Consider the following 24655-nt stretch of genomic DNA (forward strand, 5'->3'; position numbering starts at 1 on the left):
CTGCATCTTCGATCCTGCCAAAATTTTAACGTATTGCTACCCAACAAGCTAACTGAAATCGGTAGGATCAATATCTATTGACCACCTTACCTTCATTGCCTGCGGCAACGCCTGTAAAAATGGCAGTGCCAAACGTAGCGCATTGTGAAGCGGTGCGCGCTTTTCATGACTACATACCAGCATAAACCGGAACCGGCCTTGCCGCTTTTCGATCAAACAAGGAAACGGGCCATTTAACTCAATGGCATGCTGCTGGAGAAAGACTTGCTTACTATCTTGTAAAAAGCGATAGGCCAAACTGCTGTCAGTCGCTTCAGCACGAATAACAAATTGACTAACAAAAGGGGGCAACCCTGCCGCTTTTCGCTCCATTAAAGCGTGTCTGGCGAAATGCCCATAGCCATTGTGCACTAAATCCTGAAGCAAAGGGTGATGGGGGTTGTGTGTTTGAAGCCACATTTCACCGGGTTTACTTGCGCGCCCTGCTCTTCCAGCAAGCTGTGTCACAAGCTGAGCGAGCTTTTCTGGTGCTCTAAAATCCGCACTAAAAAGAGCACCATCACAATCTAGCACTGCAACTAGGGTTACATGAGGGAAATGGTGTCCTTTTGATAGTATCTGGGTACCTACCAGAAGCTGGTACTCTTGGCGGTTTATTGCATCAAGCGTCTGGTGCAATTTATCTTTGCCCCGCACGGTGTCACTGTCTATTCGTACCTGTTTAACACCGGGAAATAAGCTTGCAAGCCCTTGCTCAACTTGCTCGGTCCCTGTGCCCGCCGTCACTAATTCATTGTGATGGCACGCTTCGCAGTTTGATGCCATTGAGCGCATACCGCCGCAGTGATGACACTGTAGTCGGTTCCGCGCTTTATGCACCGTATACGGACGGTCACAGCGCTTACACATTACGGTCTCACCACAGTGATGGCAGAGCAGCGCTGGCGCATAGCCTCTGCGATTCACAAACACCAATACCTGATTTCCAGCATTGATGTGCTGGCGCATTATCGTCAGCAAACCTTGCGAAATACCGTAGTGAATGGGTTGGTCGCGCGCATCTAAAACATGCTGATGCGTGCTTTTCGCCCCTCCGGCTCGCTTGGTAAGCTGCAAATGGGCATAGCGACCGCTTAACGCATTGTTAAGAGTCTCTAGCGCGGGCGTGGCGCTGCTTAATAAAAGAGGAATATTGTGCTGCTTAGCACGCATAGCTGCCAGGTCACGAGCGTGATAGCGGAGCCCATCTTGCTGCTTAAAAGACTCATCGTGCTCTTCATCCACAATCAGCATACCGGGGTTGTGCAGCGGAGTGAAAATAGCTGAACGGGTACCTATGATTATCCCGAGTTCACCGGCTTTTGCTCGCTGCCACACCTGTAGCCGTTCTTTATCAGAAAGCTGAGAATGTAAAACGCCCACTGCAATACCAAAGCGCTTTTCAAAGCGTGACACGGTTTGCGGCGTAAGCCCGATTTCTGGCACAAGGATAAGCACTTGCTTCCCTTCACGCAGTAAAGGTTCGATGGCTTGAAGATATACTTCCGTTTTACCGCTACCGGTAACCCCTTCAAGTAAACTTACCGCAAAGTTGCCTTGCTGACGGTTAAGCGCGGCAATAGCAACCAACTGTTCTGTGTCTGGAACCGGCTTTTCAGACACCGATAACGAGGCAAGCCAACTGCCTGACTTAAATTCAGGCACGACTTCTTCAATGCTTGCCAATGACTTTTCGACAAGCGCTTTGACCGCAGGTGCGCCATACTGCTTGCGCGCTTGGGACGCTAATAAGGCACCACCGGCCATTGCAGTAAAACAAGCTTGTTGTTTAGGCGCCCGCGATAACGTGTCTGCATCCCTTTGCCTACCTTCTTCGGTAAGCATTAGCATGTCTTGGGGTATTGGCGCTGCTGACTCGCCTTTGCGCAATAAAACAGGCAGCATGGCGTGTAGCACTTCACCCGGCGCATGATGATAGTACTGCCACAGCCATTGGGCCATTTTCAGTAGCACTTCATCTATAACAGGGCTATCGTCCAGTACCGACTCAATGGCTTTTAGCTTGTTGGAGTTTTCAATGTCGCTTTCAGGTCTGTGTAGGGTTTCAACGACTACGCCCACAAGTTTGCGCGGACCAAAAGGTACAACTACCCTCACACCTGCACTGAGTGCGTTATTGTGGGTATATGTGAAAAGTTGGCGCAGTGGCACTGGCACGGCAACTTGGATAAAGGCCATTGCGAACGTTCTACCTTATTTGACGATGGTTACAGCGCGTAATGCGCTTACTAAGCTTCTTATGTTGAAACTAATTATACTGAGGCTACTTGCAGACCTATAGGTTACGGCAGTTTGCGCTGCTAACAGCTAGCAACACATTTTGCTATTAGCGCATGATTTTGCTACTAGCGCAGTTGGCCTAGCCTTGAAAGACAAATATTTAAACATACTTTACAGGTAAGCATAAAAAGAATGTTTTTAGTTTGGCCTTTTTATACAGCTACCTTTTTATACGGCTACCTTGTCTAGCTCTCTTGTTTAGCATTTGGCCAAAAACCGCTTGATCAAGGCTTTGCCATCCTTTATTATGCGCCGCTCTTTTGCGATAGGCTGTTCTTTGAACGACTTATCATTTGAATTAAGTAACGTATGGTGTGCGACTTCGGGTTGTATAGCGATACGGCCTTATTATGTGAGGTAACCCAATGAAACAAGATATCCACCCAAAATACGAAGAAATCACAGCAACTTGCTCATGTGGTAACGTAATGAACATCCGTTCTACGCTTGGTAAAGACATCAACCTAGACGTATGTTCTTCATGTCACCCATTCTACACTGGTAAGCAACGTAACGTTGACACCGGTGGTCGTGTTGATCGCTTCAAGAAGCGTTTCGGTGCATTGGGCAAAAAGTAAGCCTGATATCGAGTTCGAAAAAAGCGCCTTCGTGGCGCTTTTTTATTGCTAAAAATTCACGCTTCACACAAACGAGATGTACCAAACAGCACTTTACTGCCGATATTCTACATAAAGCCTGTGCCTAGCCAATGTATCTAACTCTTTAACTCACCTTTCTGTATAACTTTTTAGCTAGCCTTGCAGCATTCGGCGTAACCTGAACTCAGTGAAGGTTTTTAATAGTAGATAAATGGCTATCCCAATTGCCGCCACTCACTTTCTTACATTGTTCTTCGCTATCAAAATAAATTCCAACAGGTGCTGACTTAATTGACGCCAAAGCAATATTCACTTGGCTTATGAAGTCTATATCCCAACCATTAGTTAACGCCCGCTGCTTTTCCGATTCTGTGTTAAATACGGCAATCACCTGCGGCGCTTTCCAATGCCCTAAATGAGTTAACCAAACAAACCCATTGTTGTCAGACTTTACGGTTTCACACACTTCGGTTAGCACGGTTATTAGTTTTCTTTCTGTCATATCCTCGCCTTCAGTGCGAATTTTTAGTGGGCTTTCATAGGATTTTATCAGAAATATTGGATGGAGAATGAACGAGGTACCTCCCTGCGTTCTATCTTCCTGAATTGGGTTTATGTCCAGCGCATTTATAAGAACGTAGCTCCTTTTGATACCTTTGTTTTCATCTACCACACAATAGACCTACAGAATGTTATAAGAAGGCAAAATAAATAGCATGAATGGCAATTATAGCCCCATTTTACTGGTCTAATTAGTATGCCTAACCTACATTGGTATATGAGAATTCTGATCAGATATGTACACAGTGATTGGCTGTGTTAGAGTTGCTATCGGCACTTTGATAGTGAGCATTAATCCTGTGAATAATGCGTTACTTTCAAGACTTATGGCGCTTTTTGGTACATAAACCTGAGGCCTTTATCCATTAAGGTATGTGAACAAAATCAGTAAAGGTTAACGCCTAGTCTGCTTTTTCACATGCCACCTTAGGGCCTATTGATGATTGCTGTACAACAAAGATCAACAAGTCCTAGTGCTAACAACTATTTATTATCACTTTTGTCATTACTTGGTTGTAACGCGCTTACGTTTATCTACCTATAACTATAACGACAATAAAATAGCTACAGAGCGTGAACGAAAACACCGATGAACCCTACATCTAAGGATACCTTTTTACATGTCAGATTTTAGACAACGCGCACTCGATTATCACGCCAAACCCACACCTGGAAAAATCCGCGTAGAGTTATCTAAGCCAGCCGATAGCGTCGATGACCTTGCTCTTGCCTATAGCCCAGGCGTTGCCGAACCGGTCAGAGAAATAGCCGAAGATGCAGATAACGCCTATAAGTACACGGGTAAAGGAAATCTAGTTGCCGTTATCAGTAACGGAACCGCGATTTTAGGATTGGGTAACCTAGGTCCACTGGCATCGAAACCTGTTATGGAAGGAAAAGCCCTTCTGTTTAAACGCTTTGCTGGCCTGGATGCTATTGACATTGAAGTGAAGCATCGTACAACAGAAGAGTTCATTAATACGGTAGCGAATATCGCCGACACATTTGGCGGCATTAACCTAGAAGATATTAAAGCGCCTGAATGCTTTGAGATTGAACAAGAGCTAATTAAGCGCTGTAAAATTCCTGTATTTCATGATGACCAGCACGGTACCGCAATTGTAACTGCAGCGGGTATGCTTAACGCTTTGGAGATTCAGGGCAAAAATATAGAGAACGCTAAAATCGTGTGTATGGGTGCCGGCGCAGCAGCGGTGGCTTGTATGGAACTGCTTATTAAGTGTGGTGCCCAGCGTGAGCGTATTTATATGCTAGATAGAAAAGGCGTTATCCATACTCGTCGCGAAGACTTAACTGAGCACAAAAAGCTATTTGCTAACAATACTGACAAGCGTACGCTTGAAGACGTAATGGAAGGTGCGGATATTTTTGTTGGTGTGTCTGGACCGGATGTTTTACCTCCAGAAACACTGGCCTTGATGGCTGAAAACCCAATTGTATTTGCATGTTCTAACCCAGACCCTGAGATAAAGCCTGAACTTGCTCACGAAGTACGTAAAGATCTTATTATGGCTACCGGACGTTCGGACTACCCTAACCAAGTTAATAACGTACTGTGTTTCCCGTTTATTTTCCGTGGAGCACTAGATGTTCGTGCAACAGCCATTAACGATGAAATGAAAGTAGCGGCAGTAGAAGCCCTTCGTGCTATCACGAAGGAGCCTGTACCAGAAGAAGTACTAGCTGCCAGTAAGAGTACTAATCTAACATTTGGCAAAGAGTACATTATTCCTAAACCTATGGACCCGCGTTTATGCGAGCGTATTGCTACCGCCGTGTCTAAGGCTGCTATTGAATCTGGTGTTGCACGCGTACCTGAAAGCCCAGAAGAATAAAATTCTGGCGCATAAGGCAAAAAAATGGAGGGGCTAGTGCTCAACCTTTATTTGCTAAAAAGTGCGCGTAGAGAATACATGTACATAAAAAACGGCGCCGTGTTGTAGGTTATCAACTAGCAATAACTTACAACAAAGCGCCGTTTCTCTTTAATACTAAATATCAGTCGTCTTCCGACACATCGTTTTCGAAGCTAGGGTCAATACCCATTTCTTCCATAATACGTCTTGCTTCAGCCGGCACGCGATTAGGATTGTCTTTACGCAAGTCATCATCGTTAGGCAAAGGTTGCCCGGTAAATGCGTGTAAAAACGCTTCGCACAGCAATTCCGAATTAGTGGCGTGACGCAAATTATTGATTTGGCGGCGGGTACGCTCATCAGTAAGTGCTTTAAGCACATTAATAGGTATAGAGACAGTGACTTTCTTTACCTGCTCGCTCTTTTTCCCGTGCTCTGCGTAGGGGTGAATATATTTACCGTTCCATTCTGCCATTGTACTAACTCGGTCTACTCTTTTTATATTATGAAGAGAAATTCTAAACAAGTTCACGAAAAGGTCAATTGAGCAGTGTAAACCTCTTGACGTCTAGACATATATTCTTTAATTTAGACGTCTAAACGTCTATAAGAATACATTTTTGAGAGAAAAAGCCATGGTTTCTTACGCACAAGGTATCGATGCATTAAACCAGTCCCTATCGGAACTGCGTGATATTGATGTATCTTTTGAATTTTTTCCGCCTAAAACGGAAGCCATGGAACAGACCCTGTGGAAGTCGGTTGAACGCCTTGCGCCACTAAAGCCAAGCTACATGTCGGTAACCTACGGCGCGAATAGCGGTGAACGTGACAGAACCCACGACGTAGTTAAGCGTATTCAACAGCAAACCGGTGTAGCAGCTGTTCCTCACTTGACCTGTGTTGATGCTAGCCGAGATGAACTTAAACAAATTGCTAAAGACTACTGGGATTCAGGCATTCGCCGTATTGTTGCGCTTCGTGGCGATTTACCGCCAGGGGTAGAGAAAACAGAGATGTACGCCTCTGATCTTGTTGCCTTGCTAAAAGACGTTGCCGATTTTGATATTTCTGTTGCCGCCTATCCAGAGAAGCACCCTGAAGCGCCAAATGCACAGTTTGATTTGCTAAACCTAAAGCGAAAGGCAGAAGCAGGCGCTACAGAAGCGATTACCCAATTCTTCTTCGATACCAGTGTTTACCTTCGATTTAGAGACCGTGCAGCTGCAGCTGGTGTCGACTTAGATATAGTTCCGGGTATTTTGCCGGTAACTAACTATCAAACATTAGTGAAATTTGCTGGGTTTACAAACGTGCATGTGCCGGGATGGTTGCACAAAATGTTCGACGGCCTTGATGCCGACGACCAAGCCACCCGTAACCTGATAGGTGCTAACATTGCCATGGACCAAGTAAAGGTATTGGCTAAAGAAGGGGTGAAACACTTCCATTTCTATACCTTAAACCGTAGTGAATTGAGTTACGCCATCTGCCACATGCTGGGCGTGCGTTCAGGCGCTTAATAAATAACAATTATCACAAGAGTGATGTCACTTTTGCATGATTCACTCCTCAAAAGGCGCAATCAATGCGCCTTTGTTGTCTTAAACCTGCATTAAACTTTGCCACCAAGGCCGCCCGCAGTTACCATCTGATATACATGTAATGAACTATCGATGCCTTATACCAGTGTGCATAGATAAGACCGCGCTATTCAACGTTGCCACTGTATCGTCAGGAGAAATTGAGTGGATTTAGACAAGGTTAAAGCCTTATATAACAATGTTACTCCTCAGGTTAGAGATCTCTTTAGCATCTTCATAAAGCGCTGTAGAGAAGACAATATTACTATATCTGCTGGGCACTTAGCCTATGTAACCTTGTTATCTTTGGTGCCATTTATCATGGTGACTTTCACCATAATGTCAGCCTTCCCTGCTTTCGCTTCGGTAAGAAACAAGCTAGAGCATTTTATATTTAGCAATTTTGTTCCTACCGCCAGTGATGTAGTGCATAAATACATGACCGATTTTGTGGGCAACGCCTCGCAAATGAGCGCTATTGGTATTTTGTCGCTTCTTGTCGTTGCGTTAATGCTCATATCAAACGTAGATAAAACCTTAAATAGAATTTGGCGCACGCAAAGTGACAGACCTATTGTGTATACCTTTGCTATTTACTGGATGGTAATCACGCTTGGCCCTATGTTGATTGGCTCTAGTGTAGTGGTCAGTTCTTATTTGACTGGATTAGCGGCATTCACTGAAGAATACACGCCAGGTCTTGGTACTTTCTTACTGAGCCTTGTACCCAGCGGTGCAGCCATGCTTGCATTCACCATTTTATACATGGTGGTGCCGAATAGACGGGTGTTTGCTCGTCATGCTTTCGTAGGTGCGATTGTAGCCACTATCGCTTTTGAAATAACGAAGTCAGGCTTTGCGCTATATGTAACAAACTTTCCTTCGTACGAACTTATATACGGCGCGCTTGCGGTGGTGCCCATCCTGTTTTTATGGGTGTACTTGTCGTGGATCATTGTGCTGTTTGGTGCTGAATTTACCTGCAGCCTAGGTGAAGCTTTTGAAAACCGAAAAGCAGAAAACGAACCGCGCAAAGTCCCTCAAGAATAATTAGCACTACAAGTTTACAATAAAAAAGGGAGCCGCTGGCTCCCTTTGTGTCTATCTCTGCCCAAAAGCTAGTTTTTCATTGAAGAAATAAACGCATCAGACTCAGCAATCGCCGAATTCATTTGTCTCATAAGCTGGGCAACGTTGTTTTCAATAGTAGAAAGTTCGCCCTGCAGTGCGCCAATAGCGCTTGCATTTAGATTGTGCTTTAAATACAGCACATTATCTTGAAGCGCGCTTAACACCGGCGGCATTTTGCTTTCCGCTTTGCGCATAGCCGTCATTAACGAAGTGTAACGACGCTTGGTTTCGCGAAGCTTTGCCGCACTATCACGCTTGAGCGTGGCGTTTTCGTACTTTTCGAGTTCTTCCGACCACTCATCAAACAAAGCTTCGGCAACGCTTTCCACTTTATCAATACGTGAACTCACTTCTTCTGAAGCGGCAACGCTGTCTTCGTACTGACCATTCAAGCGGTTGTAAACGTCTTCTAACTCTCCGCCATCGAACGCAACTGCTGCACTAAATGCCTCTAAGGCAGAATTAAACTGCTCCTGTGCGTCTTCCTGCGATTCTTTTGCGTTTTCAACCCGGTCTACTAGGATATCGCGCTTTTCAACGCCCACCTTTTCCCATGCTGCGTAATATGCAGACTGACACCCACTAAGGGCAAGCATAGCAACAAATGCTGATGCGATTAACTTCATGCGGTTACTCCACCTCTAAAACGTGCTGCGCTTATAATACAAATTAAATGCAGAAGGGCACCTAAAGGCCAAAAGACGATGGCAAGCACAACCGTAGCTGCTAAGGCATAACATACGCCCACGGTTACGAAAAAGAACAATGCACCTAAAATTCTACCTTGGACTAGGTGACCTAACCCAGGAATAAAGAAGTTACAAATTGCGGCGATTACGTTACCGCCCGATCCTTGACCTGCCATATCAACATCCTCGCATTTATGACTATAATATGATTAGCTAGCACGTAATGACACTTGTTCTATAGTATATACTTAAGATTTATCGCTTATTTTACAAGCATAAACAGCGTTGAAGCAGTCAGCACGCAACCGTTTGTATAACAATAAACTAAACTAAAACAGGCACTCACACAACGCGCAGAAACAAAATGAAACGACTTTACCCCGATGTGACCTACTATGAAAATGGATTTATCGAAGTGGGAAGTGGGCATTCGCTTTACTTCGAGCAAAGTGGTAATCCAAACGGTATCCCCGTGCTCTTTATCCACGGAGGCCCTGGGGCAGGCTTACCCCCTAATTACAAATGCTTTTTTGATAACAACAAATATCGAATAATAGGTTATGAGCAACGCGGCTGCGGCCGTTCTACCCCCGCTGCCGATACACTTAATAACGATACCTGGTCCAATGTTGAAGATATTGAAGCGCTTCGAACACATCTCTCAATACCTAAATTCCTATTATTCGGCGGTTCGTGGGGGTCAACACTCGCACTGCTTTACGCGTTAAAGTACACGCCGCGAGTGACAGGACTCATTCTACGTGGCGTATTTTTAGCCCGACAGGAAGACAGGGATTGGTTTTTATCGCCAAATGGCTGTGCAGCTCAGTTATTTCCCGAGTACTACCGTAAATTCACTAAGGATGTGCCAACACCAATCACTTCCAGCGCAGTCTGCCGTTTTTATAGCGCAATGGTACGTTCGAGCAACGATGTATTACGTCACGCAGCGTTAAAGCGCTGGTACCAGTGGGAAGAGCGGTTATCGCGTGTTAGTTTACCGCCAGGCGTGGGAGACTCTACAGCTAATTACCCTATGCAACTGGTCACTTGCCTTGCAACTCTAGAGTGCCATTTCCTATCTAACCAATGCTTTTTAGATGAAAACTATATTCTTGATAACATTGGAAAAATAAGCCATATTCCGGGGACTATCATCCATGGTCGCTACGATATGATTTGTAAAACTGAAGCCGCTGAAACCCTTCACAAAGCATGGCCTCAGAGTCAGTTACAAATTATACCCGATGCTGGGCATAGTACATCTGAACCCAGCATAGGTTACGCACTTTGCCGTGCCACTCGCGACATGTCACGTTTTATTCAGGAGTCATCTAAGTGATAGGACTTATCCAACGAGTATCAGAAGCCAATGTCACCGTTGACGGCAATATTATTGGCGAAATTGGTCAAGGCATGCTTGTACTTTTGGGTGTTGAGAAAAAAGACAGCGAAGCGGAAATAGAAAAACTGGCGAATAAACTCTGTCGGTATCGTATGTTTAGCGATAAAGATGGAAAAATGAATTTAAATATTGAACAAGTCGATGGAGAGATATTGGTGGTTTCCCAGTTCACTCTAGTCGCAGATACCCAAAAAGGTAATCGCCCCGGATTTTCTCGCGGCGCATCGCCAGAACATGGCCAAGCTATTTATGAAAAGTTTGTGCAAGCGCTTAAAAATAAAGGCATGAAAGTAGCCACAGGTGAGTTCGGTGCCGACATGCAAGTTGGCCTAATCAATGACGGCCCCGTTACCTTTCAATTTAGTGTTTAGCGGGGGGAAATCGTACGCTCAGTCAGCATTCCAAACTTGCTTACATAATTAAGCTTGTGCCTTATGTGTTCTTACGTTTAAATACTTATTCATTCATTTAAGAAGGCTGGTTTATTGTGTACAAGGTAGTTACGCCAAAAAGCGATGCCGAGTTTGAAGCCTATTTTCATTTTCGGTGGGAACACTTACGCCAGCCATGGAATTTCCCTCCAGGCTCTGAAAAAGACGAATATGAGCAAGTCGCAGAGCACCGTATTATTACTAACAGAAATGGCGAAATTGTAGCTTGTGGCCGTGTGCATTTAAACACCGCGGAAGAAGCACAAATTCGGCATATTGCCGTGCATCCAGGGCACCAGCGTAAAGGTTTAGGCCAAATGATTATGGCTGCACTTGAAAACGTAGCCAAAGACTTGGGTGCCGAGCGCGCCGTAACTAACAGTCGCGAAATATCTATCGACTTTTTTAGCGCATGTGGCTTTGAAGTTGAGCGTGAAGCCCCCAACGAGCTTGGTATGCTCAAGCGTCAGCAAATGGTTAAGAAGTTTACTGATAGCAACACCTTAGTGCTACACCCTAAATGGTGCAAATCGCTACAGGAAACGTGGTCTGAGACCATTCCCATCACCGAGCATATGGGAATAAAGCTTTACCAATACACAGGGCGCACACTAGAAACACGTGCTTCTTTGAATAAGAATATTAATATTCACGGCACTATGTTTGCGGGCAGTATTTTCTCTTTAGCCACATTAACAGGCTGGGGCATGATTTACCTTCAGCTAAAAGAGCGTGGATTAGACGGTGACATTGTATTGGGCGATGGCGATATTCATTATCATAAGCCCATCACGATGAAGCCGAGGGCAATCTGCAATATTGAGACCTTGTCTGGTAAATTTAAACCGCTAGAAAACGACAACAAAGCGCGTTTTGAATTAAGCGTAGCAATTTTGGATGGCGACACTCCAGTTGCAGAATTTGAAGGTGTATTCTACGTGCTTCCCCCTTCTAAAAACGAAGAAGAGTAGCGTTATGGTTTAACGCCTCACCTCAAATGTGCATGGTCCTGTATTCTGATAAGCACATGACCGTTTCGTCGATGAATTAAGCCCAAGCATCACTATTTCGTACACGCCGTCACCAAAAGCAAAAAACAATCATAAAAAAAGCGCCATTAAGGCGCTTTTAGTAAAATTGAGCTAGTTGTAAGCTATATACTGGGTGCACTAAGCGACCATAGCTGCTTGAAGCTTTTTCATCGCGTTCTTTTCAATTTGACGAACTCGCTCTGCAGAAACCTGATATTTATCAGCTAGGTCTTGCAAAGTAATCTTGTTGTCTGCTAACCAACGGGTTTCGATGATATCTTGGCTACGCTCATCTAGCGTTTTAATCGCTGAGTATAAGCGCTTGCTAGCAGCGGTATCCCAGTCATTATTAATTACGTCAGTTTCAACGTCTGAAGATTTATCTTCTAAATACTGAACTGGCGCGAAATTACCCGTTTCATCTTCGTCAGCCGTTAAGTCGAACGCTTGGTCTTGAGAGCTCATACGCGCTTCCATTTGAAGCACTTCTTTTGTACTCACGCCCAGTTCGTTCGCTACAGTTTGTACTTCGTCGTGCGTGAACCAACCAAGACGCTTTTTCGCCTTACGAAGGTTAAAGAACAGTTTGCGCTGCGCTTTGGTTGTCGCAACTTTCACTATTCGCCAGTTTTTGAGTACAAACTCATGAATTTCTGCTTTGATCCAATGTACCGCGAAAGAAACCAAACGCACGCCCACGGTTGGGTCGAAACGCTTAACGGCTTTCATCAGACCAATGTTACCTTCTTGAATTAAGTCGGCTTGTGGTAAGCCATAACCTGAGTAAGATTTTGCAATGTGCACTACAAAACGAAGGTGTGACATTACTAGCTTACGAGCGGCTTGTAAGTCTTCGTCTTCGCGAAGGCGCACTGCCAACTCGCGCTCTTCCTCAGCGCTAAGCATATCAATGCTGCTTACAGCTTGGATGTAGCCTTCAATGCTACCGCTGTGTGGCACTGACAGGGCCATAGATTGCAAATTGTTGCTCATTGTTCACCTCATTTATTGCCGCTTCATATTAGCAAAGTAACCGAAGCTGCGCGAGACCTAATTAAGATATGAAGTCTAACCGATATGTAGGTATAGTGACTATTTCTATAATATCAAGACCTAAATTAAGAAAAAAAGTTCAACTTTACTAATTCAGCGTCGTTTACGTATGCTAGGTGATGTATTGGGCCAGCCAAATCGAATGTTTGTGCTTTGCGCTTCACCTACCAATCCGCTATACATCTTTATAGACTGACAGCCTTTACAAGCTTTCGATCAGTCATTCAACCACGAAAGTATTATACTTTAATTACATGCCTGAGTGGGAAAGCTAATCTCACTGATATGAATTTAAACGAATATCGATTGTTCGCTACCATTCAATAATGGATGGTTAGTACCTTCCCAATTTCAACGTAATTTGAAACCTCAACAGCTATTAACGGCTCGAAGAACACATGATTATATTATACCTTGCTTTTCTCTCTGGAAATTGAAAATATTAGATTGAATTAATCGATTTTGCACTACGACCGCTGCATAGCATTTTCCAGACAAGAACAATTAAAGACTGGAAGGGAAATTCTTAAGGAAAGGAGTAAGGCAAGTAAAGCAGAGAGGAACTCCATGTTTGCTTACGTCGCTAGACAGCCCATATTTGATGTAAGCCGAGAAGTTTACGCTTACGAGTTACTTTTTCGCGTTGGCGAGGAGAACTGCTTCCCTAATATCCCTCCCGATGAAGCAACCTCGAAAATACTGACATCTACTCACCTAAGCTTGGGTATCGAGGAAATTACTGGCGATAAAAAAGCTTTTATCAATTTTCATCGTGATACCCTGATGTTCCGCTTTCCTACTTCACTAGATGCTGACAAAGTGGTTATTGAGATTGTTGAAACGGTTGATGTAGATGACGCTCTAGTCGCAGCGTGTAAGCATATTCGCGGCCTTGGATACCCAATAGCGCTAGACGACTATGACATGAAAGGGAAATGGGAAGCTTTTATCCCTTTTACCAGCGTAGTAAAAATTGATATTACCGAAATTCCTCACGATAAGATCCCTGCTTTAGTTGAGCGATTTAAATCATATAAAATTAAGCTGGTTGCTGAAAAAATTGAAACCTATGATGAATTTAATAAATTCAAAAATATGGGCTTCGACTACTTCCAAGGTTACTTCCTTGCTAAACCGGAAATTGTAAGGCATAGGAAATTAGGCCCAAGCAGCTTAACCATGATGGAACTGCTCACTTTAAGTAGCCAAGCAAAACTGAATTTCGATGAGGTCAACAGAATCATTGAAAGAGACCCTTCGCTAACCTATTTACTGCTGCGCTTTATTAATAACCCTATGGTTAATAAGCGCCATAAGATAACGTCACTAAAACATGCTTTAACCTTTATGGGTGAAGTAGAGGTGAAGAAATTTATTTCTCTACTCGCTCTTGCCAACCTAAGCGATGGTCAGCCTAGTGAGCTCATGCAAATGGCGCTGGTTCGTGCAAAGTTTTGTGAATTGGTATTTACTCAACTTAAAGACTCAGATAACCCGCTAAAAGGCTTTCTTACTGGGCTACTGTCTCTGCTCGATGCAATGATGGAGCAGCGCATTGACGATTTGGTGAGTAAAGTGCCTATCAGTGATGATGTAAAGAACGCGCTTTGTGGCACACCGGGCATTTTGCGTAATTGTCTAACGCTAGTTCAATATTTTGAGCGAGCAAAATGGGCGGGTATTCAACAGTTTGCTAATAAATACGATATAAAGCAAAGCATATTGCACAGCTATTACAACGAAGCTATTAAGTGGGCAAAACACATTCATAGCTCGGCATTGAAAGATGAATAGCCAATGCATCCACACTGCATCTTGGTAAATTTATCATTGAATTCTTGTTAGGGAACGCCTACCTATCATAGACTAGGGTTTAGGCTTACAATTACCTAAGCCCATCAAATACCAATAAAAACGTCGTTCAACCATGTTGCCTTAGGAATAGATTATGTTCGCGTTCATAGCTCGTCAGCCTATTTTAGACAAAAGCAAAAGTGTATTTGCCTATGAACTATTATTTCGAGACGGTAAGTCTGGCGCCTACCCAGAGCACAGTGAAGAAAAAGCGAAATATATTTCTGAACATTTTCATCCATTAGGATTAGATGATATCAGCGGGGAGAAAACATCGTTTATTACGTTTTCTTCCGACACAATTATTTCTCGTTTCCCAACGTCACTTAACCCTGAATCGATTGTTGTTGAACTAGCTGACCCAACCGATAATATAAGCGGTCTATTCGAAGCTTGTCAGCACATAAAACAACTTGGGTTTAAGCTCGCTATTGACGACCCTATGATGGTGGGTTCAAAACACGATATATTCCCGCTTATCGATATCGTAAAAGTAGACGTCACCAAAACACGCTTTGAAACAATCGAAAAACATATTCCTCGCTATCACGATGCAAATGTTCAGCTAGTTGCCGAACAGGTTGATACGCAAGACAGCTTCACTACTTGTGTAGACCTGGGCTTTGACTTTTTCCAGGGTTATTTCTTTTCTCAGCCTGAAGTACGAATACTGAAGCAGCTTCCTGCCTCTAAAATGAATATTGTAGATTTGATGGGTGAAAGTTCTAGTAGTAATTTTAACATTGAGCGCATTAGCCAAATTATCGAACGCGATGCTACGCTGAGCTTCTTGTTATTAAAATTCATAAACAACCCCACAATCAATAAACGCTACAAGATCACGTCACTTAAGCACGCACTCAATTACATGGGTGAAGTTGAGATTAAGAAATTTATCGCGTTGCTAAGTTTAACCAACTTAGGCGACGAGAAGCCTCTTGAAATCATTCATATGTCGCTTGTGCGCGCCAAGTTCTTTGACTTACTTGCCGAGCGAAGAGGCATCAAAAACAACCCGCCAATATCATTTTTAGTGGGTCTATTCTCGTTACTTGAGGGATTGCTTGACCAGTCTATGACTGACATAGTGAAACAACTGCCGCTGTCTGATGAAGTCAACGACGCATTATTAGGTAAAAACCTCGAAATGAACAACTATATGACCCTTGTCCGCGCATTCGAAAGTGCACTGTGGATGAACGTGATAAAACAAGCCAAGATGCTAGATATTGACCAAAAGCAACTGCATATGCTGTATAACCAAGCGATTATATGGGGTAACGGCGTACGCAGCGCTATTTCATCACACTACCCGCGTGCTATCGCTTAACCGCTGGCACGCGTAATGCGAGCTTTGGGCTTGCGATACTTATTGAGGCTCTATCTCTCTCACGTGACGCTGCACAGAGATAAGTGAGCCCAGTAAACCAAGCAGCACAGATAGTCCCAGCATTGTCAGCAATGCAGAACCGGTTAATCCGGTAATGTTGAAATCCTTCTGATACATAGCGGCAAACGTAGTGATGCTGCTATCCATCCACCATAGTATGATAATAACGGCAAACCACGCCATTAGTCCGCCCAATAGGCCATACCAGAACCCTGTATATAAAAACGGGCGATGGATAAACGCATCGGTTGCGCCAACCAGCTTCATCACTACGATTTCGTCGTACTTGTTCAAAATATTCAAACGAATGGTGTTACCAATAATTAATACAACGGCGATGAAAAGTAGCAACCCTATTAGCGTAACCAAGTCTCTTGCAATATCGATAACGGCATATAAACGCTCTAACCATTCGATATCAAGTTTACCTATATCAACTTCACGCTGCTGTCGCAGTTTATCTAGCAGTGCTTTGGCTGCCGTCGGCGACGCGTGTTTTTCGTTTGGCGTTACTAGCACTACATCAGGCAGTGGGTTTTTCTCTAGATAGGCGATGGCATCGCCCAATCCTGACAAGTGCTGAAATTCTTTAAGCGCATCATCCGCTGGAATATAAACAACGCTGTCTATTTCAGACCAGCTATTTAATCGTGCCACCAGCTGTTGCGAACTTGCCGCGTTGATATCTGGCTTTAAAAACAGAGATATTTCTGACGCCTGATCCCAGCCTGCTGTAATTTTCTCAGTATTTTTCACCATGATATAAAGCGTACTAGGTAGCGTAATACTCAGGCCTAGTACCCCAATAGTCATTAAAGATGCCAGCGGCTGACGCCACAGCTCTCCAAGACTTGCCAGCGCTTGGCGCACATGGCTGACAAAGAACATCACAATAGATTGGATAAAGCCCACTTTGGCAGAAGACGCCCCTTCTGCACGCCCTTTAAACAACATACTCATGACCAGGCTCCTTCACTGCTGGCTGAACTTGTGCCATCAAGATCATCAGTAAGGCCATCGGTGATCATTTGACCATTTTTGAGCGTCAGCGTGCGATACCGCATACGAGCAATCAGCCCTAAATCATGGGTTGCAATAAGTACTGACACGCCCGCTTGATTGAAGTCTTCAAACAAGCGAATGATTTCCATGGAAAGCTTGGGGTCGAGGTTACCGGTCGGTTCGTCTGCCAGCAGTAACGGGGGTTTATTTACTACTGCTCGCGCGATCCCCACTCGCTGCTGCTCACCACCAGACAACGTAATAGGCAGGCAACGTGCTTTGTCTCTTAGCCCTACCATTTCAAGCGCAGCTTCTACGCGCTTGCGGATTTCTTTGTGGGTGTAACCCTCAATAACTAGCGGTAACGCCACGTTGTCAAAAACCGACTTGTCCATCAGCAGCTGGTGACTTTGGAAGATCATGCCGATATCGCGGCGTATATAGGCAATATCTCGACGGGTAATAGTGTTAAGGTCGTGTCCATTAATAAGAACCCGCCCCACGGTTGGGCGCTCCATAATACTGATAAGTTTAAGCAGGGTACTTTTCCCTGCGCCAGAATGCCCTGTTAAAAAGGCCATTTCACCCGGCGCAATATGAAAATTCACCTTGCTTAGCGCACGTTGTCCGCCCGGATAGGTTTTGCTTACCTGCTCAAACTTTATCATTATTTTTCCCTACCGCTTTGCTGGTTTTAGCTTTCAGGTGTGTCCATTTCGCTAAACAACGCATCAATAAATTCTTGTCCGTCAAACTGGCGTAAATCATCAATGCTTTCGCCAACACCTATATACCTTATAGGAATTTTGAACTTATCAGCAATAGAGAATATAACACCGCCTTTCGCTGTGCCGTCTAACTTGGTTAGTGTGATGCCTGTTAAGCCCACGGCTTCATTAAACAATTTGGCTTGGCTAATGGCGTTTTGACCTGTACCTGCATCCAATGTAAGCATAACTTCGTGAGGCGCATTCGGATTAATTTTCTTCATTACGCGAACCACTTTCTTAAGCTCTTCCATCAAGTTGTTCTTATTTTGCAAGCGCCCTGCCGTGTCGGCAATAAGGATATCTGTGCCGCGCGACTTCGCTGCTTCTAGTGCATCGTAAAGTACAGACGCACTGTCAGCGCCGGTGTGCTGTGCAATTACAGGAATATCGTTGCGTTCGCCCCATACTTGAAGCTGTTCAACCGCCGCCGCTCTAAAGGTATCACCCGCAGCAAGCATCACTTTCTTACCTTCTTGCTGGAACTGCTTAGCTAGCTTACCAATAGTCGTGGTTTTACCTACGCCATTTACGCCAACCATTAAGATAACGAACGGACCTTCACTTGAATCATGGGCCTGCATCACTTCTGACAGAGGCTGATTCACTTGAGACAACATTCCCGACATTTGCTGCTTCATGATCTCCAGCAAGGCTTCGGCATCTTTTAAATCTTTTCGAGAAGCACTATCGGTTAGGTGATCGATGATTTTTTGCGTAGTGTCCATACCCACGTCGGCGACTAACAGCTGCGTTTCAAGGTCTTCATAGAGCTCATCATCAATGGTTTTGCCTTTAAACAGGCTTACTATGCCGCTACCTAAGTTCTCTTTTGTACGAGATAGGCTTTCTTTTAAACGTGCGAATAACGACTTTTTCTCTTTCGGCTTTTCTTCGGCTTTGGCTTTCGCCTGCGCTTCAGCTTCTGCCTTAGCGCGCGCTTCATCTTCCGCTTGCGCCTTCGCCTGTGCTTCAGCCACTGCCTTTGCGCGGGCCTCTTCTTCCGCTTGGGCTTTCGCCTGCGCTTCAGCTTCTGCCTTGGCGCGCGCTTCTGCTTCCGCTTGCGCCTTCGCCTGTGCTTCAGCCTCTGCCTTTGCGCGGGCCTCTTCTTCCGCTTGGGCTTTCGCCTGCGCTTCAGCTTCTGCCTTGGCGCGCGCTTCTGCTTCCGCTTGCGCTTTTGCCTGTGCTTCAGCCTCTGCCTTGGCGCGAGCTTCTTCTTCCGCTTGCGCTTTTGCCTGTGCTTCAGCCTCTGCCTTAGCACGAGCTTCTGCTTCCGCTTGCGCTTTTGCCTGTGCTTCAGCCTCTGCCTTAGCGCGCGCTTCTTCTTCCGCTTGGGCTTTCGCCTGTGCTTCAGCCTCTGCCTTTAGGCGGGCTTCTTCTTCCGCTTTAGCTTTTGCCTGTGCTTCAGCTTCTGCCTTAGCGCGCGCTTCTTCTTCCGCTTGCGCCTTCGCCTGCGCTTCAGCCTCCGCCTTTACGCGGGCCTCTTCTTCCGCTTGGGCTTTCGCCTGCGCTTCAGCTTCTGCCTTTAAGCGAGCTTCTTCTTCCGCTTGGGCTTTTTGTTTCTCTGCTTTCTTGTTCTTACTGAACCAGCCAAAAAGTTTCGACATCGTTAGGACAAATCCTTATAAATTCTTAGCAATTTCGGCTACACTTGCCGCCTAATGTATGAACGCATGATACCATTGTCAGCCACTATGAAGCGAGTTTCTCGCCCTACTCGGGCACCATCTTCTGCAAAAAAACGTCTTTCACCAAAAAATGGGAAAATAAAGGGCGCAAATAGCCCTGGGCAAATACGCATTATTGGTGGTCAATGGCGTGGTAGAAAGTTACCCGTACTTAATGCAGAAGGGTTGCGGCCAACCACAGATAGAAATAAAGAAACCTTATTTAACTGGTTGATGCCTTTTATCAACGATGCACGCTGCTTAGATGTATTTGCGGGTTCTGGTGGTTTGGGCTTAGAAGCATTGTCTCGCTATGCCGCACATTGCGATTTTATAGAACTCGATAAACAAGCGGCAAGTCAACTCAACAGCAATCTTACGTTGCTAAAAGCAAACGACCAGGCATCGGCTGCTGTCCATCAAGGTGATGCACTCGGTATTTTAAGCGGTATTAGCACAACACCTTACGACATTGTTTTTGTCGACCCGCCATTTGCAAAATCATTAGTCGCGCCTACGCTTGCAGCGTTAGAGGACAACAAACTTGTTCAAAGCGGTAGCGTGGTGTATTTAGAGCACGAAAGTGCGTTAACAACACCCGCTCTTCCCGCCCATTGGCAGATTATTAAAGACAAGCAAACGAGTGCGCTTCGCTATATGTTAATTGAGGTAAGCTGATTGACGTAGCGCAGTTGAGCTTGAATTCGCTGTGAGTTTTGGCTAAACACTCGGCATGCAAAACAAAAGGCGCTAGAGAAAAAGGCGCATGAACTACACATGTACATGCACGAAGCCTAGCAATAGTTTTAGCTAGGCTAATCTCACATCGTTAATTTATTGAAGTTCGAGACCAATATTTGAGATACCAGCTTCCAAGGCAAGGGCTTTCATCTCATCTGCCGCTTTCGCTGGGTACTTAGCTTGCTCAACATAATCAAGCAGTTCGTTTTGTACCTCAACTTCAAACGCCATCAACGGATGCTCTTTTACGGTCTCGTCGTCCGCCTCTTCACTTTCTAGTAAATAGGCTTCAACACTGCCTTGAGACAATTTACTGATCACCACCGCACCTTGTGGATCGTCTCCCGCCATCAAGTTAAGAAGCCCGGCTAACCCAATCGCCGCATCAATGGCCGGATAAACTCCGTAATTGTCGTGTTCGCTGGTGTCGGGCGTAGCAACTTCCACTTTCTCTAGCTGTACAGCAATATTAAATTTACTTTTAGGAGACTTCAGCGTTTCCCACACTAAGTTTAAACAGTTGCGCAGTGCGCTTGCATCACCACTTTCCGTTAACTCACAAAAAAGCGTGTAGTTGGGTAGCATACGCTCAAGTAATGCAGCACCGAATGCAACGGCTTTCCAGCCTTCCAAGGCGCGAACGCGCCCAAAGGTATTAAGTTTTTGCTTTGCCATTTAAAGTGCTCCAGTGGCATGCATGAAATATTGGGTAACGCCATCCAGCAACATTTGGATAGCAATCATAACTAGGATCATACCCATTAATCGCTCCATCGCAACTAGGCCACGCTCTCCTAAAATTTTATGAAATACATTTGAGAATAATAAGATCACTGCGCTAATTGACCACGATGCAGCAAGCGCAATTGACCAGTCAACCATCCTGTCTGGCGCTTGATTAGCTAGCAGAATTAATGCTGCTAGTGTTGAAGGACCAGCAATCATAGGAATAGCAAGAGGCACTAAAAAAGGTTCTTCCCCCACCGCGAGTCCACTTGGATTACCAGAAGATGGAAAAATCATCTTCAGCGCAATAAGAAATAAAATTATCCCCCCAGCAATACTCACAGTTTCCTGCTCAACATTTAAAAAGTTGAGTACCGACTGGCCACTAAATAGGAATAAAAATAAGATAGCAAGTGCAAATAACAACTCTCGGATAAGGATAAACTGACGTCGTTTCGGCTCAATCGATTTAAGCACCGACATGAAAACCGGCAGGTTACCGAGAGGATCCATGATCAGAAAGAGCATAACGGCAGCGGACCAAGTATCCATTTATTTTCTGTCTCCAATGAAGAGCGTGAACTCAGTTTAAGCATAAACCCAAGAGTATAACTCAAGATGCATGCTGAAAGATGGTTTTGGCGCGCAATGGTAAACCAAGCGATGAGAGTTAAAAACACCTTTTAACATTCTGTGGCTATTCTTTATCGCGGTTATACCAGTCCGTATAGGTAGTTACCCACTTAGCGTGACTTTAAATATTTACGATTGCGGCGTGTTACCGCAGCTATAGTGGCGCTATATCTAGATGACATAACAAAAGAATCGCTAAAAATACTCGAAAAAAAGAAAAAATAAGCTTAACTAAAACAATAGAGAGCAGCATTAGGTAGTTGCAGGAAATAGCAACATCCGCGATGTTTCTTGTAGACGTTACACCAGGCGCAACAATCTATCTTAACCAGTTGCTTGGAATTTTGTTCGCCTTTTAGGTAATGTCATAGGAACAGCGCTTCTGATGTAATGATAAAAGATGTTCAGCTTTGTCCAAAGCAGAGGCCTTGTTAATACAAAACAATAACTATAACAATCAGAATAGGAAAAATTGCAATGAGTTTGATGACAGTTAAAGAAGTGGCTGCATTTTTAGGGGTTCAAGAGGTACGCGTAGAGCGTCTTGAGCGCGAAAGTCTTTTGGTTTCGAAAGATAAAGACACCGACGGTAATCCACTTTTCGATAGCGGCGATGTTGAACGCTATAAAACCTTGGCCGAGCGCTTAGGCGGCATCTAATTTACATAAGAAAGGCGTGATTTTTTGCAAAATCACGCCTTTTTATCCTTAGCGCAGAACTATGTGAGTTCGAGTAACGCTACTCGCTTTTAAGCTGCGCAATCACACTGTATAAAACGCGAGTTGGGAATGTCGTAAAAGTTGAAGTCAAAAACAAGCAGCGTTCGACGGCCATTCACACCGCCGAGAGCTGATTTTTTATGCACTAAAGTCTTTTAGCATTCTCGCGATTGAGCGAATGCCTTTAGCTGTAGCCCCTACCGGCATTTCTGATGTTGCCCCGCCATGGTAAGCCGCAGCTAAATCTAAATGTACCCAGCCTTCAGGCTTAACAAAGCGAGACAAGAAGCCCGCTGCGTTTGATGCGCCGCCTCCACCGCCACCTTTCATCGGGCGGCTGTTTGCGGTATCAGCAAACGCCGATGGACAGCGCTCTGCGTGGAAATCTTCAAGGGGGAGTGGCCAAAAACGTTCGTTTTCTGCTTTTGCTGCTTTGAGCATTTGTTCGCGGGCATTGTCATCTAACGAGAATACGCCGTGATAATCAGAACCCAAAGCAACCACTGCTGCACCGGTTAGCGTTGCCGCATCAATAATTAACGGCGCGCCCGTCTCAGTTGCTGCCATTAAGCCGTCAGCTAACACCAAACGTCCCTCTGCATCGGTGTTAACCACTTCAACGGTTACCCCATTTTTGTAAGTAAGCACATCACCCAACTTATAAGCGTGACCGCTAATAAGGTTTTCTGCACAGCACAAAATAAGCTGAATACGCTTTTCACTGCCTTGAGTAATAGATAGCCCTAATGCCCCTGTTACCGTCGCTGCGCCGCCCATGTCACATTTCATATCTAACATGCCTTCGCTTGATTTAATGCTGTAGCCACCGCTGTCGAACGTGATGCCTTTTCCAACTAGCACGGCATCAACCGGCGCACCCGTATTACCTGTTGGGTTGTAATCAAGTACCAGCATTGCAGGCGGACGTTCACTACCGCGGCCCACATTATAAATGCCAATCCAGCCCTGCTCTTTAAGATCTTCACCTACCGTCATTGAGTAAGTAACCTTGTCACCACCCAGTGACTTAAGCCACTGTGCTGCTCGGGTTGCTAAGGTTTCAGGGCTTAAATCTTCAGGTGTTTCGTTTACCAGCTGACGGGTAAATAGTAACGCCGCATATTCTTGCTCTAGCGCTTCTTTGTCAGCCGTTTCGGCCCATTTTATTGTTGCTGGTTTGCGGGCACGCGTGAAGCTAAGTGCAAAAGCCCACTGCTGCTCTTTGTGCCAATCGCCGCTTAGCGTAACTGCTGGCAAGCTTAAGCCATCTAGCTTTCTTGCCGCTTGCTGAATTAAACGCTCGTTAAGCTTGTCGTCGGGCAGGTGAATAACTGCACCTGATTCAGTGAAAGAAAGCTTAGCACTCTCGCCCCACACTGCTTCAGCACTGTTTCTAGAAAGGCTAACGGTAAACTCTGCCATCGCGTTTTATTCCTTATTACATCGTTATATTATTGCAAAGCGCTTTTTGCGCTTGCATAAATGTTTGTTACTCTTTGGCGCCTTGTTGACTGCGCTTGTTGTTCGCTCACCGCATACGCTTTGTTCGCTAAGCGCATACGCTATACGTGCTCGTTCAAAAACACACATATCAATTAGCGAAACACACTAACGTGTTTTCACCTACATTCTAAAAAAGGCGACACATGAAGTTTTCACCTTCCTTATTACGCGGCACCCTTATAAAAAGGTACAAGCGATTTCTTGCCGATGTTGAGTTAGACGACGGCACTATTGTAACTGCACATTGTCCAAATACTGGCGCTATGACTGGCTGTGCTGTTCCTGGATACACTGTCTTTTTAAGTGAGTCCACCAACCCTAATCGAAAACTTAAGTATACATGGGAGCTAGCCCAAACATTTGATGGCCACTTCATCGGCATTAATACGCACAATGCTAATAAACTGGTGGCGGAAGCGCTAGATAACAAGGTGCTAAGCGAATTTTCAGACATCACGGATTGGAAAGCAGAAGTAACACCGCCAACCGCCAATAGTCGGTTCGACTTTGCATTAAGTCGAAAAAATGCCGAACATCAGAGTGTTACTGAGTATATGGAAGTTAAGTCCGTCACCTTAGCAGATGAAAACAAAGGGTTCTTCCCCGACGCAGTCACTCAACGCGGCGCGAAGCACTGTTTAGAACTTGCTCGTTTATCTGACAGTGGCATAAAAACCAATCTATTATTCTGCGTACAACACACCGCCATCGAAAGTGTACAAGTGGCCGAGCATATTGATCCAACTTATGCAGAAAGCGTAAAGATTGCCGCTGACGCTGGTGTAACGGTTTTAGCGGCAAGCTGTATAATAGACGAACAAAAAATCCTATTAAATCAAACACTCCCTTTGATTTTATAAAAAATAGGTTGATTTTTTTCATTTCGGCTTCATATTTGCGCCTTGTTTTAGTGGGAGAACGCACTAATGCGTTTGCTGGTAGCCAGCTGGTT

At 44.8% G+C, this 24655-nt stretch carries 24 protein-coding genes; 12 read left to right on the plus strand and 12 right to left on the minus strand.

Going from position 1 to position 24655, the window contains the following annotated elements:
* Positions 1–48: 48 nt before the first annotated feature.
* Entirely contained in the window at positions 49–2238 is a 2190-nt protein-coding gene (priA, locus tag RJ41_RS05395) for a primosomal protein N' (RefSeq protein WP_039217945.1), read from the minus strand.
* Between the two features lie 467 nt (positions 2239–2705).
* Here priA and rpmE point away from each other — a divergent pair, with 467 nt between their 5' ends.
* Complete coding sequence (gene rpmE, locus RJ41_RS05400) at positions 2706–2918, plus strand: 50S ribosomal protein L31 (protein ID WP_014950975.1); 213 nt, start codon at positions 2706–2708, stop codon at positions 2916–2918.
* A gap of 205 nt (positions 2919–3123) precedes the next feature.
* Here rpmE and RJ41_RS05405 read toward each other — a convergent pair whose 3' ends face one another.
* A complete protein-coding gene (locus tag RJ41_RS05405) occupies positions 3124–3441 on the minus strand; it encodes a hypothetical protein (protein WP_039218068.1) in 318 nt (105 codons plus the stop codon).
* Positions 3442–4120: 679 nt separating this feature from the next.
* Here RJ41_RS05405 and RJ41_RS05410 point away from each other — a divergent pair.
* Positions 4121–5356 (plus strand): malic enzyme-like NAD(P)-binding protein, encoded by a 1236-nt coding sequence (locus RJ41_RS05410; protein WP_039217948.1) that lies wholly within the window; start codon positions 4121–4123, stop codon positions 5354–5356.
* A 163-nt stretch (positions 5357–5519) separates the two neighbouring features.
* Here the strand turns inward: RJ41_RS05410 and metJ are convergent, their stop codons facing one another.
* Entirely contained in the window at positions 5520–5852 is a 333-nt protein-coding gene (gene metJ / locus RJ41_RS05415) for a met regulon transcriptional regulator MetJ (protein ID WP_014950979.1), read from the minus strand.
* A 160-nt stretch (positions 5853–6012) separates the two neighbouring features.
* Between metJ and metF the strand changes: the two genes are divergently transcribed.
* Both metF and RJ41_RS05425 read left to right on the plus strand, forming a co-directional pair.
* Positions 6013–6900 (plus strand): methylenetetrahydrofolate reductase, encoded by an 888-nt coding sequence (metF, locus tag RJ41_RS05420; protein ID WP_014950980.1) that lies wholly within the window; start codon positions 6013–6015, stop codon positions 6898–6900.
* Positions 6901–7125: 225 nt separating this feature from the next.
* A complete protein-coding gene (locus tag RJ41_RS05425) occupies positions 7126–8010 on the plus strand; it encodes a virulence factor BrkB family protein (RefSeq protein WP_039217950.1) in 885 nt (294 codons plus the stop codon).
* A gap of 68 nt (positions 8011–8078) precedes the next feature.
* Here RJ41_RS05425 and RJ41_RS05430 read toward each other — a convergent pair whose 3' ends face one another.
* Both RJ41_RS05430 and RJ41_RS05435 read right to left on the minus strand, forming a co-directional pair.
* Positions 8079–8717, minus strand: a complete 639-nt coding sequence (locus RJ41_RS05430; protein WP_039217953.1) for a DUF2959 domain-containing protein — start codon at positions 8715–8717, stop codon at positions 8079–8081.
* Positions 8714–8956 carry a hypothetical protein gene (locus tag RJ41_RS05435; protein WP_039217956.1) on the minus strand — a complete coding sequence of 81 codons (243 nt, stop codon included), beginning with the start codon at positions 8954–8956 and terminating at the stop codon, positions 8714–8716. The genes RJ41_RS05430 and RJ41_RS05435 overlap by 4 nt, the downstream gene beginning before the upstream one ends.
* A gap of 188 nt (positions 8957–9144) precedes the next feature.
* Between RJ41_RS05435 and pip the strand changes: the two genes are divergently transcribed.
* The 3 genes from pip (at position 9145) to RJ41_RS05450 (ending at position 11587) form a co-directional block, all read left to right on the plus strand.
* The gene (gene pip / locus RJ41_RS05440) at positions 9145–10122 is read left to right on the plus strand and encodes a prolyl aminopeptidase (protein WP_039217959.1); all 978 of its coding nucleotides are present in this window, start codon (positions 9145–9147) and stop codon (positions 10120–10122) included.
* Positions 10119–10556, plus strand: a complete 438-nt coding sequence (dtd, locus tag RJ41_RS05445; RefSeq protein WP_039217962.1) for a D-aminoacyl-tRNA deacylase — start codon at positions 10119–10121, stop codon at positions 10554–10556. The genes pip and dtd overlap by 4 nt, the downstream gene beginning before the upstream one ends.
* Positions 10557–10672: 116 nt before the next feature.
* Complete coding sequence (locus tag RJ41_RS05450) at positions 10673–11587, plus strand: bifunctional GNAT family N-acetyltransferase/hotdog fold thioesterase (protein ID WP_039217964.1); 915 nt, start codon at positions 10673–10675, stop codon at positions 11585–11587.
* Between the two features lie 198 nt (positions 11588–11785).
* Here the strand turns inward: RJ41_RS05450 and rpoH are convergent, their stop codons facing one another.
* Positions 11786–12640 (minus strand): RNA polymerase sigma factor RpoH, encoded by an 855-nt coding sequence (rpoH, locus tag RJ41_RS05455; protein ID WP_014950987.1) that lies wholly within the window; start codon positions 12638–12640, stop codon positions 11786–11788.
* Between the two features lie 627 nt (positions 12641–13267).
* Here rpoH and RJ41_RS05460 point away from each other — a divergent pair.
* Entirely contained in the window at positions 13268–14494 is a 1227-nt protein-coding gene (locus RJ41_RS05460) for an EAL and HDOD domain-containing protein (protein WP_039217970.1), read from the plus strand.
* Between the two features lie 154 nt (positions 14495–14648).
* Positions 14649–15884, plus strand: coding sequence for an EAL and HDOD domain-containing protein (locus RJ41_RS05465; RefSeq protein ID WP_039217971.1), 1236 nt, complete (start codon positions 14649–14651; stop codon positions 15882–15884).
* A gap of 39 nt (positions 15885–15923) precedes the next feature.
* Here RJ41_RS05465 and ftsX read toward each other — a convergent pair whose 3' ends face one another.
* The 3 genes from ftsX to ftsY are packed head-to-tail and all read right to left on the minus strand — an operon-like array spanning position 15924 to position 19320.
* Entirely contained in the window at positions 15924–16904 is a 981-nt protein-coding gene (gene ftsX / locus RJ41_RS05470; RefSeq protein WP_039217973.1) for a permease-like cell division protein FtsX, read from the minus strand.
* Positions 16901–17614, minus strand: a complete 714-nt coding sequence (gene ftsE, locus RJ41_RS05475) for a cell division ATP-binding protein FtsE (RefSeq protein ID WP_039217976.1) — start codon at positions 17612–17614, stop codon at positions 16901–16903. Before ftsE ends, ftsX begins: the two co-directional genes overlap by 4 nt.
* A 26-nt stretch (positions 17615–17640) precedes the next feature.
* On the minus strand, positions 17641–19320 hold the full coding sequence (ftsY, locus tag RJ41_RS05480; RefSeq protein ID WP_039217979.1) for a signal recognition particle-docking protein FtsY: 1680 nt from the start codon (positions 19318–19320) through the stop codon (positions 17641–17643).
* A 66-nt stretch (positions 19321–19386) separates the two neighbouring features.
* On the opposite strand from ftsY, the gene rsmD reads away from it, so the two are divergent.
* Entirely contained in the window at positions 19387–20058 is a 672-nt protein-coding gene (rsmD, locus tag RJ41_RS05485; protein WP_084081762.1) for a 16S rRNA (guanine(966)-N(2))-methyltransferase RsmD, read from the plus strand.
* A 156-nt stretch (positions 20059–20214) separates the two neighbouring features.
* Here rsmD and RJ41_RS05490 read toward each other — a convergent pair whose 3' ends face one another.
* Together RJ41_RS05490 and RJ41_RS05495 are read right to left on the minus strand one after the other, a co-directional pair.
* Entirely contained in the window at positions 20215–20796 is a 582-nt protein-coding gene (locus RJ41_RS05490; protein WP_039217981.1) for a YjaG family protein, read from the minus strand.
* Entirely contained in the window at positions 20797–21399 is a 603-nt protein-coding gene (locus RJ41_RS05495) for a YhgN family NAAT transporter (protein ID WP_039217984.1), read from the minus strand. It lies immediately after the preceding gene.
* A gap of 558 nt (positions 21400–21957) precedes the next feature.
* Between RJ41_RS05495 and RJ41_RS05500 the strand changes: the two genes are divergently transcribed.
* On the plus strand, positions 21958–22140 hold the full coding sequence (locus RJ41_RS05500; RefSeq protein ID WP_014950994.1) for a hypothetical protein: 183 nt from the start codon (positions 21958–21960) through the stop codon (positions 22138–22140).
* Positions 22141–22338: 198 nt separating this feature from the next.
* Here the strand turns inward: RJ41_RS05500 and pepB are convergent, their stop codons facing one another.
* Complete coding sequence (gene pepB / locus RJ41_RS05505) at positions 22339–23622, minus strand: aminopeptidase PepB (RefSeq protein WP_039217987.1); 1284 nt, start codon at positions 23620–23622, stop codon at positions 22339–22341.
* Positions 23623–23846: 224 nt separating this feature from the next.
* On the opposite strand from pepB, the gene sfsA reads away from it, so the two are divergent.
* Positions 23847–24563: a DNA/RNA nuclease SfsA gene (gene sfsA, locus RJ41_RS05510; protein WP_039217989.1), complete on the plus strand. Its 717-nt coding sequence runs from the start codon at positions 23847–23849 to the stop codon at positions 24561–24563.
* Positions 24564–24655: the final 92 nt, after the last annotated feature.

It is taken from the genome of Alteromonas marina (genome assembly GCF_000808575.1).
In the GTDB taxonomy this organism is placed as follows: Bacteria; Pseudomonadota; Gammaproteobacteria; order Enterobacterales; family Alteromonadaceae; genus Alteromonas; species Alteromonas marina_A.